This window comes from Staphylococcus caeli (genome assembly GCF_051413795.1).
Classification (GTDB): domain Bacteria; phylum Bacillota; class Bacilli; order Staphylococcales; family Staphylococcaceae; genus Staphylococcus; species Staphylococcus caeli_A.
On the sequence record NZ_JBOIRQ010000004.1, the window covers coordinates 80227 to 99831 of the forward strand.

Annotated in this window: 18 protein-coding genes; 2 read left to right on the plus strand and 16 right to left on the minus strand. The window is 34.5% G+C overall.

All coding sequences use genetic code 11. The features are described from left to right. Window positions 1-261 precede the first annotated feature (261 nt). On the minus strand, window positions 262-1920 hold the full coding sequence (fakA, locus tag ACSULM_RS03735; protein WP_436860686.1) for a fatty acid kinase catalytic subunit FakA: 1659 nt from the start codon (window positions 1918-1920) through the stop codon (window positions 262-264). A 14-nt stretch (window positions 1921-1934) separates the two neighbouring features. Beyond that, entirely contained in the window at window positions 1935-2306 is a 372-nt protein-coding gene (locus ACSULM_RS03740) for an Asp23/Gls24 family envelope stress response protein (protein WP_436860689.1), read from the minus strand. Window positions 2307-2558: 252 nt separating this feature from the next. On the opposite strand from ACSULM_RS03740, the gene rpmB reads away from it, so the two are divergent. Next, window positions 2559-2747: a 50S ribosomal protein L28 gene (rpmB, locus tag ACSULM_RS03745; protein ID WP_002483503.1), complete on the plus strand. Its 189-nt coding sequence runs from the start codon at window positions 2559-2561 to the stop codon at window positions 2745-2747. Between the two features lie 56 nt (window positions 2748-2803). Here the strand turns inward: rpmB and ACSULM_RS03750 are convergent, their stop codons facing one another. The 14 genes from ACSULM_RS03750 to gmk all read right to left on the minus strand — a co-directional run bounded on the left by ACSULM_RS03750 (window position 2804) and on the right by gmk (window position 17729). Then, complete coding sequence (locus ACSULM_RS03750; protein WP_436860692.1) at window positions 2804-3442, minus strand: thiamine diphosphokinase; 639 nt, start codon at window positions 3440-3442, stop codon at window positions 2804-2806. 5 nt (window positions 3443-3447) lie between these two features. Further along, entirely contained in the window at window positions 3448-4092 is a 645-nt protein-coding gene (rpe, locus tag ACSULM_RS03755) for a ribulose-phosphate 3-epimerase (RefSeq protein WP_436860694.1), read from the minus strand. Then, window positions 4093-4968, minus strand: a complete 876-nt coding sequence (rsgA, locus tag ACSULM_RS03760; protein ID WP_436860695.1) for a ribosome small subunit-dependent GTPase A — start codon at window positions 4966-4968, stop codon at window positions 4093-4095. Window positions 4969-5261: 293 nt separating this feature from the next. Beyond that, a complete protein-coding gene (pknB, locus tag ACSULM_RS03765; RefSeq protein WP_436860698.1) occupies window positions 5262-7277 on the minus strand; it encodes a Stk1 family PASTA domain-containing Ser/Thr kinase in 2016 nt (671 codons plus the stop codon). Beyond that, window positions 7274-8017 carry a Stp1/IreP family PP2C-type Ser/Thr phosphatase gene (locus ACSULM_RS03770; protein WP_436860700.1) on the minus strand — a complete coding sequence of 248 codons (744 nt, stop codon included), beginning with the start codon at window positions 8015-8017 and terminating at the stop codon, window positions 7274-7276. Before ACSULM_RS03770 ends, pknB begins: the two co-directional genes overlap by 4 nt. 4 nt (window positions 8018-8021) lie before the next feature. Beyond that, a complete protein-coding gene (gene rlmN, locus ACSULM_RS03775; protein WP_436853661.1) occupies window positions 8022-9116 on the minus strand; it encodes a 23S rRNA (adenine(2503)-C(2))-methyltransferase RlmN in 1095 nt (364 codons plus the stop codon). A 3-nt stretch (window positions 9117-9119) separates the two neighbouring features. Further along, the gene (gene rsmB / locus ACSULM_RS03780) at window positions 9120-10433 is read right to left on the minus strand and encodes a 16S rRNA (cytosine(967)-C(5))-methyltransferase RsmB (RefSeq protein WP_436860703.1); all 1314 of its coding nucleotides are present in this window, start codon (window positions 10431-10433) and stop codon (window positions 9120-9122) included. Then, entirely contained in the window at window positions 10430-11362 is a 933-nt protein-coding gene (gene fmt, locus ACSULM_RS03785; RefSeq protein WP_436860705.1) for a methionyl-tRNA formyltransferase, read from the minus strand. Before fmt ends, rsmB begins: the two co-directional genes overlap by 4 nt. Continuing rightward, window positions 11355-11843, minus strand: a complete 489-nt coding sequence (locus ACSULM_RS03790) for a peptide deformylase (RefSeq protein WP_436860708.1) — start codon at window positions 11841-11843, stop codon at window positions 11355-11357. Before ACSULM_RS03790 ends, fmt begins: the two co-directional genes overlap by 8 nt. 79 nt (window positions 11844-11922) lie before the next feature. Further along, window positions 11923-12612 carry a GNAT family N-acetyltransferase gene (locus ACSULM_RS03795; RefSeq protein WP_436860711.1) on the minus strand — a complete coding sequence of 230 codons (690 nt, stop codon included), beginning with the start codon at window positions 12610-12612 and terminating at the stop codon, window positions 11923-11925. Window positions 12613-12856: 244 nt separating this feature from the next. Next, the gene (gene priA / locus ACSULM_RS03800; protein WP_436860714.1) at window positions 12857-15265 is read right to left on the minus strand and encodes a primosomal protein N'; all 2409 of its coding nucleotides are present in this window, start codon (window positions 15263-15265) and stop codon (window positions 12857-12859) included. Window position 15266: 1 nt separating this feature from the next. Beyond that, the gene (coaBC, locus tag ACSULM_RS03805; RefSeq protein ID WP_436860716.1) at window positions 15267-16475 is read right to left on the minus strand and encodes a bifunctional phosphopantothenoylcysteine decarboxylase/phosphopantothenate--cysteine ligase CoaBC; all 1209 of its coding nucleotides are present in this window, start codon (window positions 16473-16475) and stop codon (window positions 15267-15269) included. A gap of 418 nt (window positions 16476-16893) precedes the next feature. Then, window positions 16894-17106 carry a DNA-directed RNA polymerase subunit omega gene (rpoZ, locus tag ACSULM_RS03810; RefSeq protein WP_069995636.1) on the minus strand — a complete coding sequence of 71 codons (213 nt, stop codon included), beginning with the start codon at window positions 17104-17106 and terminating at the stop codon, window positions 16894-16896. Next, complete coding sequence (gene gmk, locus ACSULM_RS03815; protein WP_436860719.1) at window positions 17106-17729, minus strand: guanylate kinase; 624 nt, start codon at window positions 17727-17729, stop codon at window positions 17106-17108. The genes rpoZ and gmk overlap by 1 nt, the downstream gene beginning before the upstream one ends. 159 nt (window positions 17730-17888) lie before the next feature. On the opposite strand from gmk, the gene ACSULM_RS03820 reads away from it, so the two are divergent. Beyond that, on the plus strand, window positions 17889-19586 hold the full coding sequence (locus ACSULM_RS03820; RefSeq protein WP_436860721.1) for an Rqc2 family fibronectin-binding protein: 1698 nt from the start codon (window positions 17889-17891) through the stop codon (window positions 19584-19586). The last annotated feature ends 19 nt before the right edge of the window (window positions 19587-19605 follow it).

Genomic DNA, 19605 nt, shown 5'->3' on the forward strand with positions numbered 1-19605 from the left:
TGTTGCGCTTTCATTATTTAAACATCTCATTTATTATAACAAGTTCACGAAACATTATAAACCCAAACTGGTTGGCTTACTTTGATTTAACGTAAAATAATGTTGCTAACAATCTTTGATTCCCCAAATTTCTTATAATTTGAAACGAAGAGCATATAAATTCATAATCAATGTACAATTCAACATAGCTTATAACGCAACAAAACAAGCTGAGACAATTCATGTCCCAGCCTGTATCAGTCTTTAAATTATATTGTACAATTATTCTACTGAAAATAGATATTGGTAAACTGGTTGTTGACCGTCGTGTTGGTCTAATTCAACTTCTGGATAAGTTTCTTCTAACCATGTTTCAATATTTGAAGTCACTGCTTCATCCGCGTCCTCACCGACGATCATCGTTATGATTTCACTATCTTCATTAATCATCTCTGAGAGTAAACCTTTTGTTGTTTCAAATTGATCCGTATTGCTAGTTACAATCTTATCTTCAACTAAGCCCATAAATGCGTCTTTTTTAATTTCAACACCATCAATTTTTGTGTCACGTACTGCATACGTAACTGAACCAGAACGCACAGCTTGTAAAGATTCCACCATACGTGATTTATTAGCATCAAGTGAGTCTGATTCATCATAATTGAATAGCGCAGCGATACCTTGAGGTATTGACTTCGTCGGAATGACGACAGCCTCTGCCTCTACGATATCTGCAGCTTGCTCACTGGCCATCAATATATTTTTGTTGTTAGGAAGTATAATAGCGCGTTTGCATTGCGATTGTTCAATGACTTTCACGATATCTTCTGTAGATGGATTCATAGTTTGACCACCACTAATCATATGCGTTGCACCCATAGATTTAAACAATTGTGATATACCTTCACCCATTGAAATAGCAATTACTGCCGTTTCTACTGTAGATGGCGCTTCCGGTTGATTTGCATTGTGGCTATCACTAGCTTTTTTCACAACTTCACGATGTTGCTCACGCATATTTTCAACTTTCAATTTGATTAGCTCACCATATTGTTGGCCATAATTAAATACATCACCTGGTTTTTCAGTGTGCACATGGACTTTCACTATTTCATCGTCATTGATGACAAGTAAAGAATCACCAAATGCACTCATATCTTCTCTGAAACTCTGTTCATCAAATGACTTTTTATTTTTGCCAAATCGAACCATCATTTCAGTACAATAACCATAAACGATATCCTCTGTGTTAATCACACCATGAAAATCATGTTCTTCATTAACTAATGAATCTTTATCTAATTTTGGCGCTTTAGCAGATACAGTTTCTCCTTTTAGAGCTTTCAAGAAACCTTCATAAACGACAGCTAATCCTTTACCACCACTATCAACAACACCTACTTCTTTTAATACTGGTAATAAGTTTGGTGTATTTTCAAGTGAGATTTCTGCTGCTTCAAGAATATCAGTCATTAATGTTATACAATCATCCGTTTCTTCAGCTTTACGCATTGCTGCATCAGCCGCGTCACGAGCTACAGTTAAAATTGTCCCCTCAACTGGTTTCATGATTGCTTTGTACGCCGTATCAACACCCGCTTTAAAACTTTCAGCAAATTGTTTTGCATCGATCACATCATAATCTTCTAAATTTTTACTAAAGCCTCTAAATAATTGTGATAAGATGACCCCAGAATTTCCTCTAGCGCCCATTAGCAATCCTTTAGAATATGTCTTACCAAGCTCTCCAATGTGTTGAGATAAGTTACTTTCTACTGCTTCTCTCCCAGATGTCATTGTCAAATTCATGTTCGTGCCAGTATCACCATCTGGTACTGGATATACGTTTAATGAATCCACCAAGTCTGCATGATTTGATAAATTTTGTGCCCCTTGTATAATCATCTCGGCAAATAATTTACCATCTATTTTGCTTACCATTGCGTCATGTCCTCCTAGTTTTTCGTGCCATTATGAATGCGCACACCTTGTACAAATATATTGATTGAATTTACTTTTATTTTTAATGTTTGTTCTAATGTATATTTCACAGTTGATTGTACATTACTTGCAACTTCAGAAATTTTAGTTCCAAAACTTACAATAATATACATATCTACATCGATGACTCCTTTATTTTCTCGCACAACGATACCCTTGGCGTAATTTTCATGTCCAAGTATTTCAGCGATTCCATCTCTTACTTGTTGTCTAGAAGCCATACCTACAATTCCATAACATTCTACTGCCTTGCTACCCACAACTGATGCGATTACCTCGTTGGAAATATCAATACTACCATAATCATTTGTGATTTCTAATGTCATAAAATGGGCCTCCTAAGTTTATGGTTTTATTATAAACCACGTTTAACAAACAATTATTTACAATTGTCTTAATAAAAAAATACTATATTTATCCACAGTTTACAATTATACCATAATTTTATTTTAACAAAAGGAAAACCCTTATAAACTAGAAAATTTTCACCATAATATTGCTATCAATTTCAATTTATGGTACATTATTCAAGTATGTAGTAGATACGTGTATTTATATTTATTAAAGGAGGTACTTTCATGGGCAAACAATGTTTCGTAACAGGTCGTAAAGCTTCAACTGGAAACAATCGTTCACACGCTTTAAATTCTTCTAAAAGAAGATGGAATGCTAACCTTCAAAAAGTTAGAATTCTTGTAGACGGAAAACCTAAAAAAGTTTGGGTTTCCGCACGTGCTTTAAAATCTGGTAAAGTAACTAGAGTTTAATAAATATAATGCACGAAAAGACCAGTCCTTATGTGGAGGACTGGTCTTTTTTACGTTTAACTATCTTTACTGCGAATCATCAATACGCTTCCTTCTGAAATATCTATAATGCCTTGTGTTTCATTGAGTTCATTGGAAATTGTTAGGGTAGAGCCCTGTTTGAGCGTTTCATTATGAAGATTATATTTAAAATCAATTAAAGAAATTGTCGTTGGGTATACGACAGGTATAAATGAAATATACGGAAACATTGTGTGATTTTTAATATGATGCCTTCCTTCAGTTAAAAAACTAATCTCATTAGATGCATCGATGAGCCTGATTTCGATATTTAACTTTGCATAATCTAGTTTCTCTAATATTTGCAAAGCGCCCATGAAATGATCTAATCGACCACCAGTTGCACCATAGATATCAATTATTTTGTAGCCACTTTTAACGGCTTGCGCAACACCTAATGCTAAATCAGTATCATCTTTCTCTGTTTGATATGGGTTAATTTCAATTCGCTGTTCTATATAAGATTTTTCTGCTTGTGTAATAGAATCAAAATCACCCACTGCAAATTGAGGTCTAATACCTGCCTCTAAAAGGATTAACGTCCCTCTATCTATTCCTATCCAATGCGCATCTTTATTATTAATCAACACATCTTCCGGTAAATTTCTAGTACCACATAATAAATTGGCTTTCATAATTGTCAACCTTTCAATATTTGAGTTGCATGTTGATAATCATCTTGTTTGAAAAAGTATGATCCCGCTACCAGCATCGTTGCACCGTGGCTTACAACCGTTTCAACTGTTTGGTCATTAATTCCACCATCTACCTCTATTTCAAAATCTAATCCTAATCTTTGTTTTAATGCATATAATTGGTCTAACTTTTCGACACAACTTTCAATAAATGTTTGACCACCAAATCCAGGATTAACCGTCATGACTAATACATAATCAATCATATTTAATATAGGTCTAATCGCATCCACGGGTGTTCCAGGATTGATAACTACCCCTGCTTTGACTTTTGCATTTTTAATTTGCTCTATAACTCTGTGAATATGCGGTGTCGCTTCAACATGTACGGAAATCATATCCGCGCCATGTTCTGCAAATAACGCAACATATTTTTCTGGTGTTTCAATCATCAAATGAACATCTATCGGTAATGTAGTCCCTTTACGCACTGCATCAAGGATGGGTATACCGACTGATATATTGGGTACAAACTGACCATCCATAACATCAAAGTGAACGCCATCGACGCCAGCAGCCTCTAATGCTTTTAATTCTTTGTCTAAATTCAAAAAATCTGCAGATAATAATGATGGATAAACTTTTGTCACTTAATATCTTTCCCTTCTGTTTGCAATCTCATTAAATAATTGAAGATAGTGGTCATATCTAAATTGAGCAATATTCCCTTTCTCAAGTTCAACTTTTATATTACATTTCGGTTCATTAATATGATTGCAATCTCTAAATTTACATAATTCCCCATATTCATGTAGTTCCATGAAATAGTTTTTAATTTCATCTTTTTGAATATGATCAAAATCTAACGCACTAAATCCAGGTGTATCCGCAATGTAACCTTCTGCGCGTTCAAAAAGTTCTACATGACGTGTCGTATGTCTACCTCTATTTAACGCCTTTGAAATGTGTTGTGTTTCTATATTTAAATTTGGAAAATATTTATTTAGTAATGTGGATTTCCCTACGCCTGACTGCCCACTTAATACTGCTAGACCTTCTCCCCAATTCGAAAATACTTGTTCAACATCATCATTCATACCAATGAATTGCGTTTGATATCCCATTTTTTCATAAACATTTAATAATGATTCAATATTTTCTTGATTTTCAGCTGATGCCAAATCTTTTTTAGTCACAAGAATACGCGGGCGCATATGATATGAATGTGCAATAACTAAGAAACGGTCTAATAATTGTGTAGAGAAATCTGGTTCTACTGCACTCATCACTAATATAAGATGATCAACATTACTTACTGGTGGTCGTTTGATTTCATTTTTTCTGTCATGTACATGATGAATGTAACCTTCTGTTACATTTTCAACTTCAAAATCAACTACATCACCAACAATAGGTGAAAATTTATTTTTTCTAAATAATCCACGTGGTTTCGTATCATACATTTCACCATTTACATCAACACGATAAACGCCACTTAATGATTTTATGATGCGTCCTGTTTTCACTTAGGCACCTCTCTTTGAAATACTTTTACTCTTTATATTATAGCAAAGCATTTTTAATTTAAATATCATTTGAAACGATTTCGCTTAAAAATAGTGTACTTTATTTAGAAGATTCAATTTGATATTAATAAAGTGTCATGCCAATTGCTATTTTCAAAAATATTAATCATTACAAATTAGCTTCTTTCAACTATTAGCTACATTATAAAATGCTATAAGCATAATAAAACACCCTTTCAATTGATTACTTCAATTGAGAGGGTGCTATATTGATATTGCTTTAAGGAATGACACTAGTAAGGTATATCTTTATCAGCTACAATTTTATCGTCTACACGCACAGTGTAACCTGCTGTTTTACCTTTTTCGATTGTCATTGGTATTTTAATCGTTTTATCATTCTTAATCTTAAAACTTTGTGCTTCTGACGTGCCATCATTATCTTTATCTCTAATGTATACTTTAACTTCCTGACTTTCATCATCTTCACCAGTATATTTCACCTGATAAGTTTCTGTATAAGCTTTAGTCTCAGGCTCGTCGTCTTTAGCTTTATCATCATCTTTGTCCGATTCATCAGATTTTGGTGCACCTTTAGAAACAGTAAATGTAATTGTAGAACCTTCATCTACTTCTTCACCTTTAGGAGATTGACTAATTACATTATCTTTTTTAACTTTATCATCTTCTGTTTCTTTGTTAACGACGACCTTAAAGCCTTTCGCTTCTAACTCTGATTTTGCAGTTTTAAATGCTTTATTTTCATAATTATCAACATATACCTGTTTCGTGCCTAAGGATTCCGTCAATTCAACATTTCCATCATTTAATTTTACTTTATCTCCTGGAGAAACATTTTGTGATTCGATTAATCCTTTGGCAAGGTTTTGTTTAGAATACGCCTGTTTGACTTTGACATCTTTAATGCCTAATGCTTTCAATTTATCTAAAGCATCTGATTTAGACATACCATAAAGGTTGGGCATATCTGCAAGTTCGGGCCCTTTTGAAAGTACAATATCAACTTTACTCTCTTGTTCTAAGCGTTCACCTTTTTTAGGCTTTGTTTTGATAATTTTATTTTCTGAATACTTATCACTGTATTCTCTTGAAATATTACCCATTTGCAATTTATGTTCAGCTAATATATGTTCGGCTTCTTTTTCAGTTTTTCCTGATAAATCTGGTGTTTCTAAATATTTATTTCCAAACATACCCATAGCTATAAAGCCAAATAAGCCAAGTAGTAACAATATTATAATTACCGAATAGAAAAATTTCTTCTTCTTACTGCGCTTCTTTTTGGGCACAGCATATATATGTTCTTCACTTGATTGAAATTGCTGTTGATTAACGATTGGTATTTGCATTGTTTCATTGATGCTTTTACCGTTATCTACGTCTCTCGTTTGGTTGGCAATTTCTGTTTTATTTATTGGGACTGTTTTCGTATTTGCATCTATCGATTGATAGCGTTCTTCATTTTCACGATTTGGTGACAATACCGTTTCCAAGTCTTTTTGCATTTCTCTTACTGACTGATAACGTTCTGACTTATCCTTTTCTGTAGCTTTAAGTACTACATTACTCAAAGCTTGCGGGACATCAGAGCGATTATCTGAAATATTAGGCATTGGATCTTGAATATGTTTGATTGCAATACTGACTGCCGTTTCCCCTGAAAATGGCGGCTCTCCAGTAAGCATCTCAAATAATACTACACCAATAGAATAAATATCTGTTCCATTATCAGTAGATTCTCCACGTGCTTGTTCTGGTGACAGGTATTGAACCGTTCCTAAGACATGATTTGTTTGCGTCATCGTCGTTTCACTTAATGCTTTAGCAATTCCAAAATCCAATATTTTTAAAGTCTTGTTCTTATCTACTAATATATTTTGAGGTTTAATATCACGATGCACAATTTTGGTATCATGTGCGTGTTTAATCCCCTCAATGATTTGATTCGTAAAATTCAACGCCGTCTCTGGTGCAATGGGTTGATTTTTTTGAATATATTCAGATAATGTTGGACCTTCTATGTATTCCATAACTAAATAAAAATTTTCATCATCTTCAGTTACATCAAATACATTAACAATATTTTCGTGAGAAAGCTGTGTAAGATTATGCACTTCACGTTCAAAACGTTTAATCGTTTCTTCTTTTTCACCATTTGGAATGCCAATCGCTTTAATTGCTACTTTGCGATTAAGTATTGTATCTTCAGCGAGGTAGACAGTACTCATACCACCACCGCCAAGTTTCTTCGCCACTTCATAACGTTCACTTATCATCTTGCCAATCATACTCTGTCACCTTCAATCTCAGCCAATATCAAACTTACATTGTCATTTGTATCTTCTGCCAATGCAAGGTCTATGAGATTTTGACCGTTTGTTTCTAAGTCATGTGCTTGCATCAATAAATCTTGAATATGATGATCGCGCACAAAATCTGTTAAACCATCAGAATTTAATAATAGATAGTCATAAAACTTTGTTTTTTTCACAAAAACGTCTGGCGTCACTAGCTTATCTGTCCCCATCACTTTTGTAATGATATTGCGTTGAGGGTGTGTAAACGCTTGTTCAGGCGTAATTTGACCAATCATAATCAGATGATTCACAAAAGAATGATCATTTGTAATTTGTTCTATTTCTCTACGATTTACTAAATAGGCACGAGAATCGCCAATATTGGCAACTACTACATAGTTATCAAATACTAAAGCACAGACACAAGTCGTACCCATGCCCTGATATTCTGGATTTTCTACTGACATTTCATACAAATCACGGTTTATAGCTTTTAAAGTTGTTCTCAACCAAGTTTCTGCTTGTTCTGCCTCGATTAAATTCTCTTCTTCAAATCGACGTTGTAGTTCATCGGTTACAAACTGGCTCGCTACCTCACCTGCTAAATGGCCACCCATACCATCACAGAGTACTAATAACTGTTGCTCTGTACGGTTATAAAATACGCCACCTGCATCTTCGTTTTTATCACGGTGTTGTCCCGTGTCAGTAAAAAAATGTGCTTTCAGCATGTCCCTACCTCGTTTCTACTTTTCGTTCCTTCGCTCTTAATTGACCACATGCAGCATCAATATCTGCACCTTGTTCACGTCTGATTGTTGCATTTATCCCTAAACGTTTTAATTCCTTTTCAAATTTAAAGATGTCTTCTTTTGGTGTCTTAACATAATTTCTTTCAGGTACGTGATTCACAGGAATTAAATTAACGTGGCAATTCAACTTTTGAATTAGATGTGCTAATTCTCTTGCATGTTCGATTTGATCGTTGACACCACCAAATAAACCATATTCAAATGTGATACGTCTATTTGTTTTTTCTTGATAATAATGAATTGCTTCCATTAATTTTTCAACATTATACGCTCTGTTAATAGGCATTAAACGTGAACGAATTTCATCTTTTGCACCATGTAAGCTCACTGCAAAGTTAATCTGTATATCTTCATCAGCAAAATCATATATACGAGGAATGATTCCTGATGTTGATACCGTAATATGACGGGCACCAATATTCAGACCATTGTCATCGTTTACAATTTTCAAGAAATCCATCATTTCATCATAGTTTTCAAATGGTTCACCAATACCCATGATAACAATCTGTGATACGCGTTCTTCTGTTTCATCTAATGCTTTTTGTACCGTTAAAACTTGTGAAACGATTTCTCCAGCTTCTAGATTACGTTTTAATCCACCTAATGTAGAGGCACAGAATGTACAACCAATGCGGCAACCTACCTGTGTCGTTACACATACAGAATTACCATATTCGTGACGCATAAGCACTGTTTCTATTGTATAACCATCTTGTAATTCAAATAGAAACTTGATTGTGCCATCTCGACTTTCTTGTTTTACAACAGTTGTCATCGTCGTCATTGTGAAATTATCTTCTAAAACGCTTCTAAGTTCTTTAGATAAATTTGTCATTTCTTCGATGCTGTCTACGCGTTTTTCATAAAGCCACTCAAAAATTTGTTTCGCTCTGAATTTTTGTTGCCCATGTTCAACCAACCAATCTTGCATTTCATCATATCTTAATGAATATATGGATTGCTTTTCAAAATTCGGAAGGAACTTGTTCTTTTTCTTTTTTTCTGGAGTAATCATATTTTAATTTTCCTTTCTTCTAATCCTTGTTATGAAAAAGCCATCAGAGTTAAAATCTTGAGGTAGTATTTGCATCGTTTTTACTTTTTCTCCAGTTACCGGATGTTCAAATGTATCGAATTCAAAATCTTTATTTTCTTTTAAAAATGTATAAATAACATTTTCATTTTCCATTTGCTCTATTGTACACGTTGAATAAATAATCGTGCCACCTTGTTTCACATTATGCTTCACATTATTCAGAATCTCTAATTGAACTTCAACCAAAGATTGGATAGCATCTTGTGATTGTTCATATTTAATTTCAGGTTTATGTCTTAATACGCCTAAACCGCTACAAGGTGCATCAACTAAAATCTTATCATACACTTTATCATATTTTTCTGTAGCATCGTGTTCAAATGCAGAAATGTTAGACAATCGTAACTTTCTAATATTAAAATCAATCAAATCGATTTTATGTGCATGAATGTCAGTTGCGTCTACATGGCCGCTTCCATCTAATAATTCAGCGATATGACAAGCTTTACCACCTGGTGCACTACATGCATCTAGCACTTGATCACCTGCATTGAGTCCTATCAATTCTCCTACAAACATCGAACTCTTATCTTGGATAGAAACAAGGCCATCTTTAAACATACGTGATTCTATGATTGGTTTACCGCTAATATGCAAGCAAGTCTCAATATCCTTATCTTGTTCAACGATATAGTCATCATCTACAAGTCTTCGAATCGCATCATCTACTGAAATTCGCGTTAAATTCACACGCACAGTTGTCGAAACTTTGTCTAAAAATGATTGTGCAATTGCCTCTGTTGTTTCAACGCCAAAATGCGTTGTCCAATGATCGACGAGCCATTTAGGTAAACTATATTCGATTGCGATTCTTTTTTTGTCATCTGTAATTTCAGTGAAATCTGGCAATTCACTTCTCATAATATTTCTTAAAATACCATTTACTACATTGCCGTTATGTGGTCCACCTTTATACTTTGCAATTTCTACAGCCTCATTGATAATAGCGTGCTCTGGTATTTTATCTAAATAGACATATTGATAAATGCTCATCCATAATAACTGTCTAACCCAGCCTTTGAGTTTCGTTTGTACGAATGGTTTCAATAAATAATCTAACGTGTACTTTCTTTTTAAAGTTCCATATACCAACTCTGTAAATAAACCTTTATCTGCTCGGTTTAATTCATTATTGGAAAGTACTTCATTAATAATAATGTTGCTATAAGCTTTGTCATGAATAATATCTTGAATTGTTTCAAAGGCTAAGACTCTCACATTTGTTTCACTTGTCATGATAATACCTTCCCAACTAGTGATGTTTGTACACCACTTAAATAATTTGCAGCTAACATACGTTTTTTACCTGCAACTTGTATGTCTGTTAATGCGATGGCATCATCTGAACCAGTTGCTACAATGATGGCTTTTTTAGTCGTTTCTATAATCGTACCAGGTTCACCTGTTTGATTTTTCACTATTTGAGAAGCATATAATTTCATGTTGCCATCATCCATAATTGTGTATGCAACAGGCCATGGTGACAATCCTCTAATATGGTTGTATATTACTTCTGCAGATTGCGTCCAGTCAATTTTTTCTTGGTCACGTGAGATATTTGATGCAAATGTTGCCTCTTCTTCTTGTTGTGGTACACGTTGGTTTGTACCATCCAATATGCTCGGTAATGTTGATTTTAATAAATCTGCACCTAATATACTTAATTTATCATGCATTGTACCTACATCATCTTGTTGTTCTATAGCAATTGCGCTTTGAGTGATGATATCTCCAGCATCTAGTTTTTTGACCATATACATGATCGTAATACCTGTTTCTGATTGCCCATCCATAATTGCTTGATGTATTGGTGCACCGCCTCTGTATTTCGGCAATAATGATGCATGAACGTTTACTGCACCATATTTTGGAGCAGTTAATAATGATTCTGGTAATATTTGACCAAAAGCAGCCGTAACAATTAGATCAGCATCTAAAGCAATGAGTTGTTCTAATTCTTCTGAGTGTGCTAATTTTTCAGGTTGGTACACTGGTATATCATGTTCAACAGCAACTTCTTTTACTGGTGGTGGTGTAAGTTTACGTTTTCTACCAACCGGTCTATCTGGTTGCGTCACAACAGCAATCACATCATGTTCAGCAATTAACATTTCTAGGACTTTCGTTGAAAAATCAGGTGTTCCCATAAAAATTATTTTACTCATTTTCAAAATACGCCTCCATCTCTGCTTCATCTATAAGTCGTTCAACACGTTCTGTAAATAATTTACCATCAAAGTGATCAATCATATGCAAAATCATTCTCGCAATATCATCATATGCTGTCATTTCCACTTCGTTACCATGTTTATCATTACTTTTCACTACGATCATTTTACTTCTTGTCACTTCACCATACACACCTGGCATACTAATTGATCCTTCTAAATCTGTTACTTTTTCATTAGATTCTCGCAATAATTGTGGATTAATCAATTGCAGTAGTCCATCTATTTCCATATCAATAATAGCAACTTGCTGCGCAATTCCAATTTGTGGTGCACAAATCGCAGATGCTTCAACATCATACATTGTGTCCTCTAAATCTAATAATAATTGTTCTAATTGTGTATCAAATTGCGTCACGTTTGGAATCTGTTGATTAAGTGCCGGGTGTTTAGTTGTTACAAGCGATTTAATCGTCATAGTGATATCTCCTCATAAAAATTCATCATATCATTATAACTTATTTTTACAGAAATTGCATTAACTATTCCATATTGTATTATATTGATAATCGACTCAACTGCTCGCCATTTTCATTGAAATTCTGGGGTGCTAGCCATTTTTCAAATTTTTGTTTGTTTTTGTGCCATTCATGGTCAGTCATTGCCAACCAACATGTATCTCTGTTGCGATTTTTATATACTTTATGTTGTTGGAAAATACCCTCGAATTTAAATCCCAGCCTTTTTGCAGCTTTGATAGAAGGTTCATTTAATGCATCACATTTCCATTCATATCTTCTATAACCTAATGTATCAAAGACATATTTTGCTAATAAATACTGTGCCTCCGTTGCAATTCGTGATCGTTTTAAAATATTCGCATAGTGAATATGCCCGACTTCAATGACGCCATTGTCTTGGTCAATTCTTAAAAAAGATAAGAGCCCTACCGTCTGTGAAGTCGCTTTATCAATAATAGCAAAAAAATAAGGATCATTTGATACAATCATCGGAGCTATATATGATTCAAATGCATTGAAATCTTGTGGCTGATTATCAGGTAAATACGTCCAATTTGGTGCGTCATCCTCTGCTATAAAATATTGATATAAATCCTCTGTATGTTCATTTGATAATTTTTCCAATCGACAATATTGCCCTTCTATGACTTTTACTGATGGCGCATCCAGTTTGGTAAAATTTAAAACTGCTTCCCCTACAGGTTGATTAAATTGATTATATTTCATTATATATAGCCCCCTTTTGATTTTTACTAATACTCATTATTAATCTTACTATACATTACAATGACATATTCAGAAAAATGATGGTCCATATTTTGCAATCACTATAACAAATTATTAATTTTTATATAAAAAACAGGCAAGCGGTTAACTCAGAAATCACACTTCATTCTAAGTTAAGCCACTTGCCTTTTTCAATTTCAACAAACCTTATAAGTAATGGTATTAAATTCTTATAGCATACAAATTACATCATCATCTGCGGATTGATATCAATTTTTAGTGCTAGCTTCTCTTTCAAGTATTGATCATGATAATAGTCATCTAAATATTTTAAAGCTTCATGTAGTGCGGGTTCACTTTTATATTTCACTAATATTTGGAAACGATATTCATTGTTAATACGTGCTAAGGCAGCTGGTGATGGTCCTAATACTAACGCCTTGTCTGATAAATGCTGTAGTAACACTTTATGAATATGCTTCGAAGCTTCCATAACTTTTTTCATTTCTTTGTGTGAAATTGTGAAATTCATTAAAAAGAAATATGGTGGATATTTCCCTATTTTGCGGTAGTTCATCTCTTTTTCAAAAAATGCAATATAATCATTTTGCTGAACATCTTTAATTGCATAGTGCTCTGGATTATATGTTTGAATTATGACTTGCCCTTCTTTTTCATGTCGACCTGCACGCCCGGATACTTGTGTTAGTAATTGATACGTACGTTCACTGGCTCTAAAATCAGGCAAATTCAACATTGTATCTGCATTAAGCACACCTACTAAGGTAATATTAGGAAAATCTAGACCTTTAGCAATCATTTGAGTACCTAATAAAATGTCACCTTTACCTTCACCAAAATCATCTAAAAGCTTTTCATGTGCTCCTTTTTTAGATGTCGTGTCTACGTCCATCCGTATAATACGTGCATCTTGAAATGCTTCCTGTAACAATTCTTCTACGCGCTGTGTACCTGTTCCTACTTGTCGAATATGCTCACTCTCACAATTTGGGCATCGATTAGGTGGCACTTCTTGATGACCACAATAGTGGCATTTCAATTGATCCGTCGATTTATGGTAGGTCAATGAAATATCACAATTAGGACACTGTGGTACATGACCGCAATCTCTACATAACATAAACGAAGCGTAGCCTCGTCGATTTAAAAACAGCACAATTTGTTCGTGTCTATCTAACCGTTGCTGAATCGCTTCACGCAATTGATTTGAGAACATAGAACGATTTCCTGAACTCAATTCTTCGCGCATATCTACAATCTCAACTTCTGGTAAGGCTTGTTTATTGACTCTTTGCGGTAATGCTAACAACTCATAGACCCCTTTTTCAGCTCGAGCATAAGTTTCCAAACTTGGTGTCGCACTCCCTAAAATCAATGGGCACTGATGGTACTGACTTCTCCATTGCGCAATATCTCTCGCGTGATATCTTGGATAATCTTCTTGTTTATAGGTTGACTCATGTTCTTCATCGATAATAATCATACCTAGATTTTTAAAAGGAGCAAATACACTTGAACGTGCACCAACACTCACTCGAGCCTTGCCATCTCTAATTTTTTGCCATTCATCATATCGTTCACCTTTTGATAAACCTGAATGCAATACTGCAACTTCATCACCAAAACGACGTTTAAATCGCAAGACCATTTGCGGTGTTAAGGCAATTTCGGGAACGAGCATCATCGCTTGTCGATTAAGCTTTAACGCTTCTTCAATTGTTTGCAGATAGACTTCTGTTTTACCGGATCCTGTAACACCATGAAGTAAAAATGTTCGTTGCTCATGCGCTTGTATATTTTCCAAAATAGCATCATATGCTTGTTGTTGGTCGTTGGTCAATTGCTGTTTAACATCTTGTTCAAAGACTCTTGTTTCAAAAGGATCTCGTTCAACGATGGCATCATATTTTTCAACATAACCTTTGCGTACTAACGTATCAACACTAGATTTGGAAAATTCCATTGCTTCAATATCTTTAAGCAATACTGTGTGGTGTCGTTCATCTAACAAATATGCATACAATTCATACTGCTTTTTTGACTTTTCCAATGAAGCAAGTATTTGTTCTTCATCAAAGCCTTCTACGACAGCAACTGCACGTTGTTTTTTCTTACTAACATTCTGAGACAACAACGTCACTTCAGTGACTACACCTTGTTTTAATAATGGAAGCATTTGATCTAAATCGTCATTGTGTTGTGCTGCTTTATACGGGTAATGCCCCTCACTATCAAACTTCTGTAATAAGGATGAAGGAATATTTTCTGCATCTTCAATAGCAAAAACTTTCGTATACTTCGCCTTAATTTCACTTGGTAACATGACTTCTAGCATAGAAATTCGCTTTGTAACAAAGTAATTATTGTACCACTCTGTTAACTGTATCAATTCCTCTGTTAACTCAGGCTTGATATCTTGAATTTCTTTAATTTCTTTTAACTTGGCAGTATCTAAATCGTTATCTGGTTGATTAGCAATGTGCATTACATAACCTTGAATGGTCCTTGGTCCAAACGGAACAATAACACGCATCCCAACTTGAATCATTGATTGTAACCTCGTAGGAATGATGTAATCAAAGGTAAAATCAACACTCTTAGAAGGTATATCAACAATCACTTTAGCTATCATCTTATTGCCACCTTGTTTCTAAACTATTTAAAATATGCTCCGCAAGTTCGACCTTTTTACGTTTACCTAAAGCCATTGTTTCTCCATCTTTATAATACATCGTGTAATCATTGTCATCTGAACTGAAACCAATCGTTCGGTCCCCTACGTTATTCGCAATGATTACATCTGCATTTTTGCGTTGTAATTTCTTACGAGCATAAGTCTCAATATTTTGAGTTTCTGCAGCAAAGCCTACAAGATACTGTGTTGTTTTGTGTGCGCCTAAATATTTTAATATATCAGGCGTGCGTCTAAATGCTACTGATAGGTCACCATCTTGTTTCTTCAATTTATGTTCTAACATTTCAACTGGCGCATAATCTGATACAGCCGCAGCTTTAAATACAATATCTTGTTCTGAGAAACGCGACTTGACCGCTTCAAACATATCGTCCGCACTTTGCACTTGAACAACAGTTACATTATCGGGTGGTGTGAGATGTGTCGGTCCAGATACTAAAGTGACATTTGCCCCACGTTGTGCTAATGATTCCGCTAATGCGTAGCCTATTTTTCCTGAAGAGCGATTCGAAAGAAAGCGTACTGGATCTAATTCTTCAACTGTTGGACCAGCCGTAACCAATGCTTGTTTTCCTGAAAAACTGCTACCTTTGCTAAGCGAGGTTTGTTTAATTTCATTAAAGTATTGATTCAAGCGTTCAACGATTTGCAACGGCTCTTCCATACGTCCCTTAGCTACATAGCCACATGCTAGGAATCCTTCGCCTGGTTCTAAAAATAAATAGCCATCAGAACGTAATGTTGCCATGTTGTGTTGTGTTCTATTATTCTCATACATATGGACATTCATGGCTGGTGCTACAAATTTCGGCGTTTCAGTCGCCAGTAAAGTAGATGTCACCATATCATCGGCAATACCATTCGCAAGTTTAGCAATTGTATTAGCTGTAGCAGGTGCAACTACAATTGCATCTGCCCAATCGCCTAATGCAACATGTTGTATTTCTTTAGGATTTTCTTCTACAAATGTGCTCGTATACACTGTATTTCTACCAATTGCTTGAAAAGCTAATGGTGTAACAAATTCTTGTGCATGATCAGTAAGCATTACGCGCACATCATAACCTGCTTGCGTTAATTTGCTCGTTAAATCGATTGCTTTATATGCTGCTATGCCACCCGTCACAGCTAGTAATATTCGTTTCATCGTATTGTTATTCTCCTTCAATATGCATTATATATAACTTATAACTTTCAATTTCTATGAAAAATAAGCGCGATGTTCATATCTTAAAACATGCTTTTGTTTAATTACTCTTTATTATACACAAATTAGTTATCAAATTAAAAAAAGGGAGCAGGACAGAAATCAAATTTTTAATAAAGATTTCGTAGTCCCACCCCTGAAAGGATGACTAGAGTTGAAAAGTTTACCTGAGCTGATGTTCATGCATAAGTCTCACCAACTTAGTGAATTAAACAGTGGGACTTTACATTTTCTATACAGTCATCTACTGCCTAATTGAAAAACGAGCCTGAGACATCTATTTATGTCCCAGGCTTTTGAGTGTCATTTCAATTTAAACCATTACATTACTAAATGCATTCGTAAAATTGATTTGAACTTAATATGTTTTTAAGAATAGTTCGTCAGGATAAACTTCACCGTCAGCGATTTCTTCTAAAGCTTTACCTACAGGTTTTTCTGAAATATATCTGTTTAATAATTCAGTTTCAGGTTTTTCATCAATTTCACGCGCACGTTTTGCAGCTGTCGTTGCAATTAAATATTTAGAATTGATTTTTGCTGTTAATTGGTTTAATGGTGGTTGTAACATTATTTTTTTGCCTCCAGTATCATTTTTCTATATTTTGCTTCAATACGTTCTCTTTTTAAATGTTCCGCTTCAACAATGGATTGGATACGTTGTTTGGCTAGTTCTACTTCATCGTTTACAACAACATAATCATATAGGTTCATCATTTCCACTTCTTTGCGTGCCTCATTTACACGACTTTGTATCTTCTCACTGGATTCTGTACCACGCCCGACTAATCGTTCACGCAAATGATCTAAACTTGGTGGCGCAAGAAAAATAAACAGTGCATCAGGGAATTTCTTACGCACTTGTTTAGCACCCTCAACCTCGATTTCTAAAAATACATCGTGGCCTTGATCCATCGTATCTTTAACGTATTGTACAGGTGTCCCATAATAATTACCAACGTACTCTGCATATTCTATGAATTGATCTTGTTTTATTAATTCTTCAAATTCTGACTTTGCTTTAAAGAAATAATCAACACCATCGACTTCGCCTTCACGTTTATCACGTGTTGTCATCGAAATAGAATATTTATAAGATGTGGACGGGTCATCAAATATTTTTTTTCTAACTGTACCTTTTCCAACACCAGAAGGTCCAGATAAGACAATCAACAAACCTTTCTCATTATCCATGACTTACTACCTCTCTAAACTATTCTTCTATTATTAAACTATGATACCATAATTCTCATTTAAATGTATAGCTTACAATTGTACAAACTTTGGTCATGACCATTTCTTTATGCCATGTTACAATATGATGAATGACTAAAAATAAGGTGGCTGATAGTAATGGCATATGATGGTTTATTTACAAGAAAAATGGTGGAATCACTCCAATTTTTAGTAGATGGAAGAATCCACAAAATTAATCAACCTGAAAACGACACATTAATCATCGTCGTGAGACAAAATCGTAAAAATCATCAGCTTCTCCTTTCTATCCATCCTAGTTTTGCGAGAATGCATTTAACAACTAAAAAATATGATAATCCATTTGATCCACCCATGTTTGCACGTGTGTTTCGTAAACATATTGAGGGTGGTATCGTTAAAGCAGTAAGACAAATTGGAAATGATAGACGTGTAGAAATTGATGTTCAAAGTAAGGACGAAATTGGCGATACAATTTATAGAACAGTTATATTAGAAATTATGGGGAAACACAGTAACTTAATTTTAGTAGATGAACAACGCAAAATCATTGAAGGATTTAAGCATTTAACACCTAATACGAATCAATATCGTACGGTTATGCCTGGATTTCAATATGAAACTCCCCCAACACAAAACAAAATCAACCCATTTGAACTTTCAGGGCAAGAAGTCTTAAAGTATATTGATTTTAATCGTGGGAAAATTGCACGTCAATTGCTTGACCACTTCGAAGGGTTTAGCCCACTTATCACAAATGAAATTGTCAATCGTAAACAATTTATGACAAGTGAAACCCTCCCTGATGCATATGACACAATCATTGATGAAATTAATGCACCGCCAACACCGGTATTTCATAAAAATCATGAGACAGGTAAAGAAGATTTCTATTTTATGAAATTAAATCTATTTTATGATGATATTGATGAATACGAATCATTGCATGATTTATTAGATCGTTATTATGATGCCCGTGGTGAACGAGAACGTGTGAAACAACGTGCAAATGATTTAGTTAAATTTGTACAGCAACAACTGCATAAATATCAAAATAAATTAAATAAATTACTTGATGAACAAGAAGGTACAAAAGACAAGGAAACGCAACAATTATATGGTGAATTAATCACTGCGAATATTTATCGTATTCAACAAGGTGATAAATCTTTAGAAGCACTTAATTATTATACAGGTGAGAATGTGACGATACCGTTGAATCCTACAAAAGCACCTGCAGTGAATGCGCAAATTTATTATAAAAAATATAACAAACTCAAAACACGTGAACATGAATTACATCATCAAATTGAATTAACGAAAGAGAATATCGACTATTTTGAAAGCATTGAACAACAACTTGCGCATATTTCAGTTGATGATATAGATGATATTCGTGATGAACTTGCAGAGCAAGGATATATGAAACAGCGTAAACAAAGTAAAAAGACTAAGAAACCAGCAATGCAAATTCAATCGTATACTTCAACGGATGGCGATACGATTTTAGTTGGTAAAAATAATAAGCAAAATGATTTTCTTACGAATAAAAAGGCAAAAAAACATCATCTTTGGTTCCATACGAAAGATATCCCTGGCTCGCATGTAGTCATACTTAGTGATGAGCCAAGTGAAACAACGATTATGGAAGCGGCTATGTTATCAGGTTACTTTTCAAAAGCTGGCAACTCTGCACAAATTCCAGTTGACTATACTGAAATTAAACATGTACACAAGCCTTCAGGTGCTAAGCCAGGTTTCGTAACGTATGATAATCAAAAAACACTTTATACAACACCTGACTACAACCATATTCAAAAAATGAAATCACAATAATTCATAAAACTATATCTAT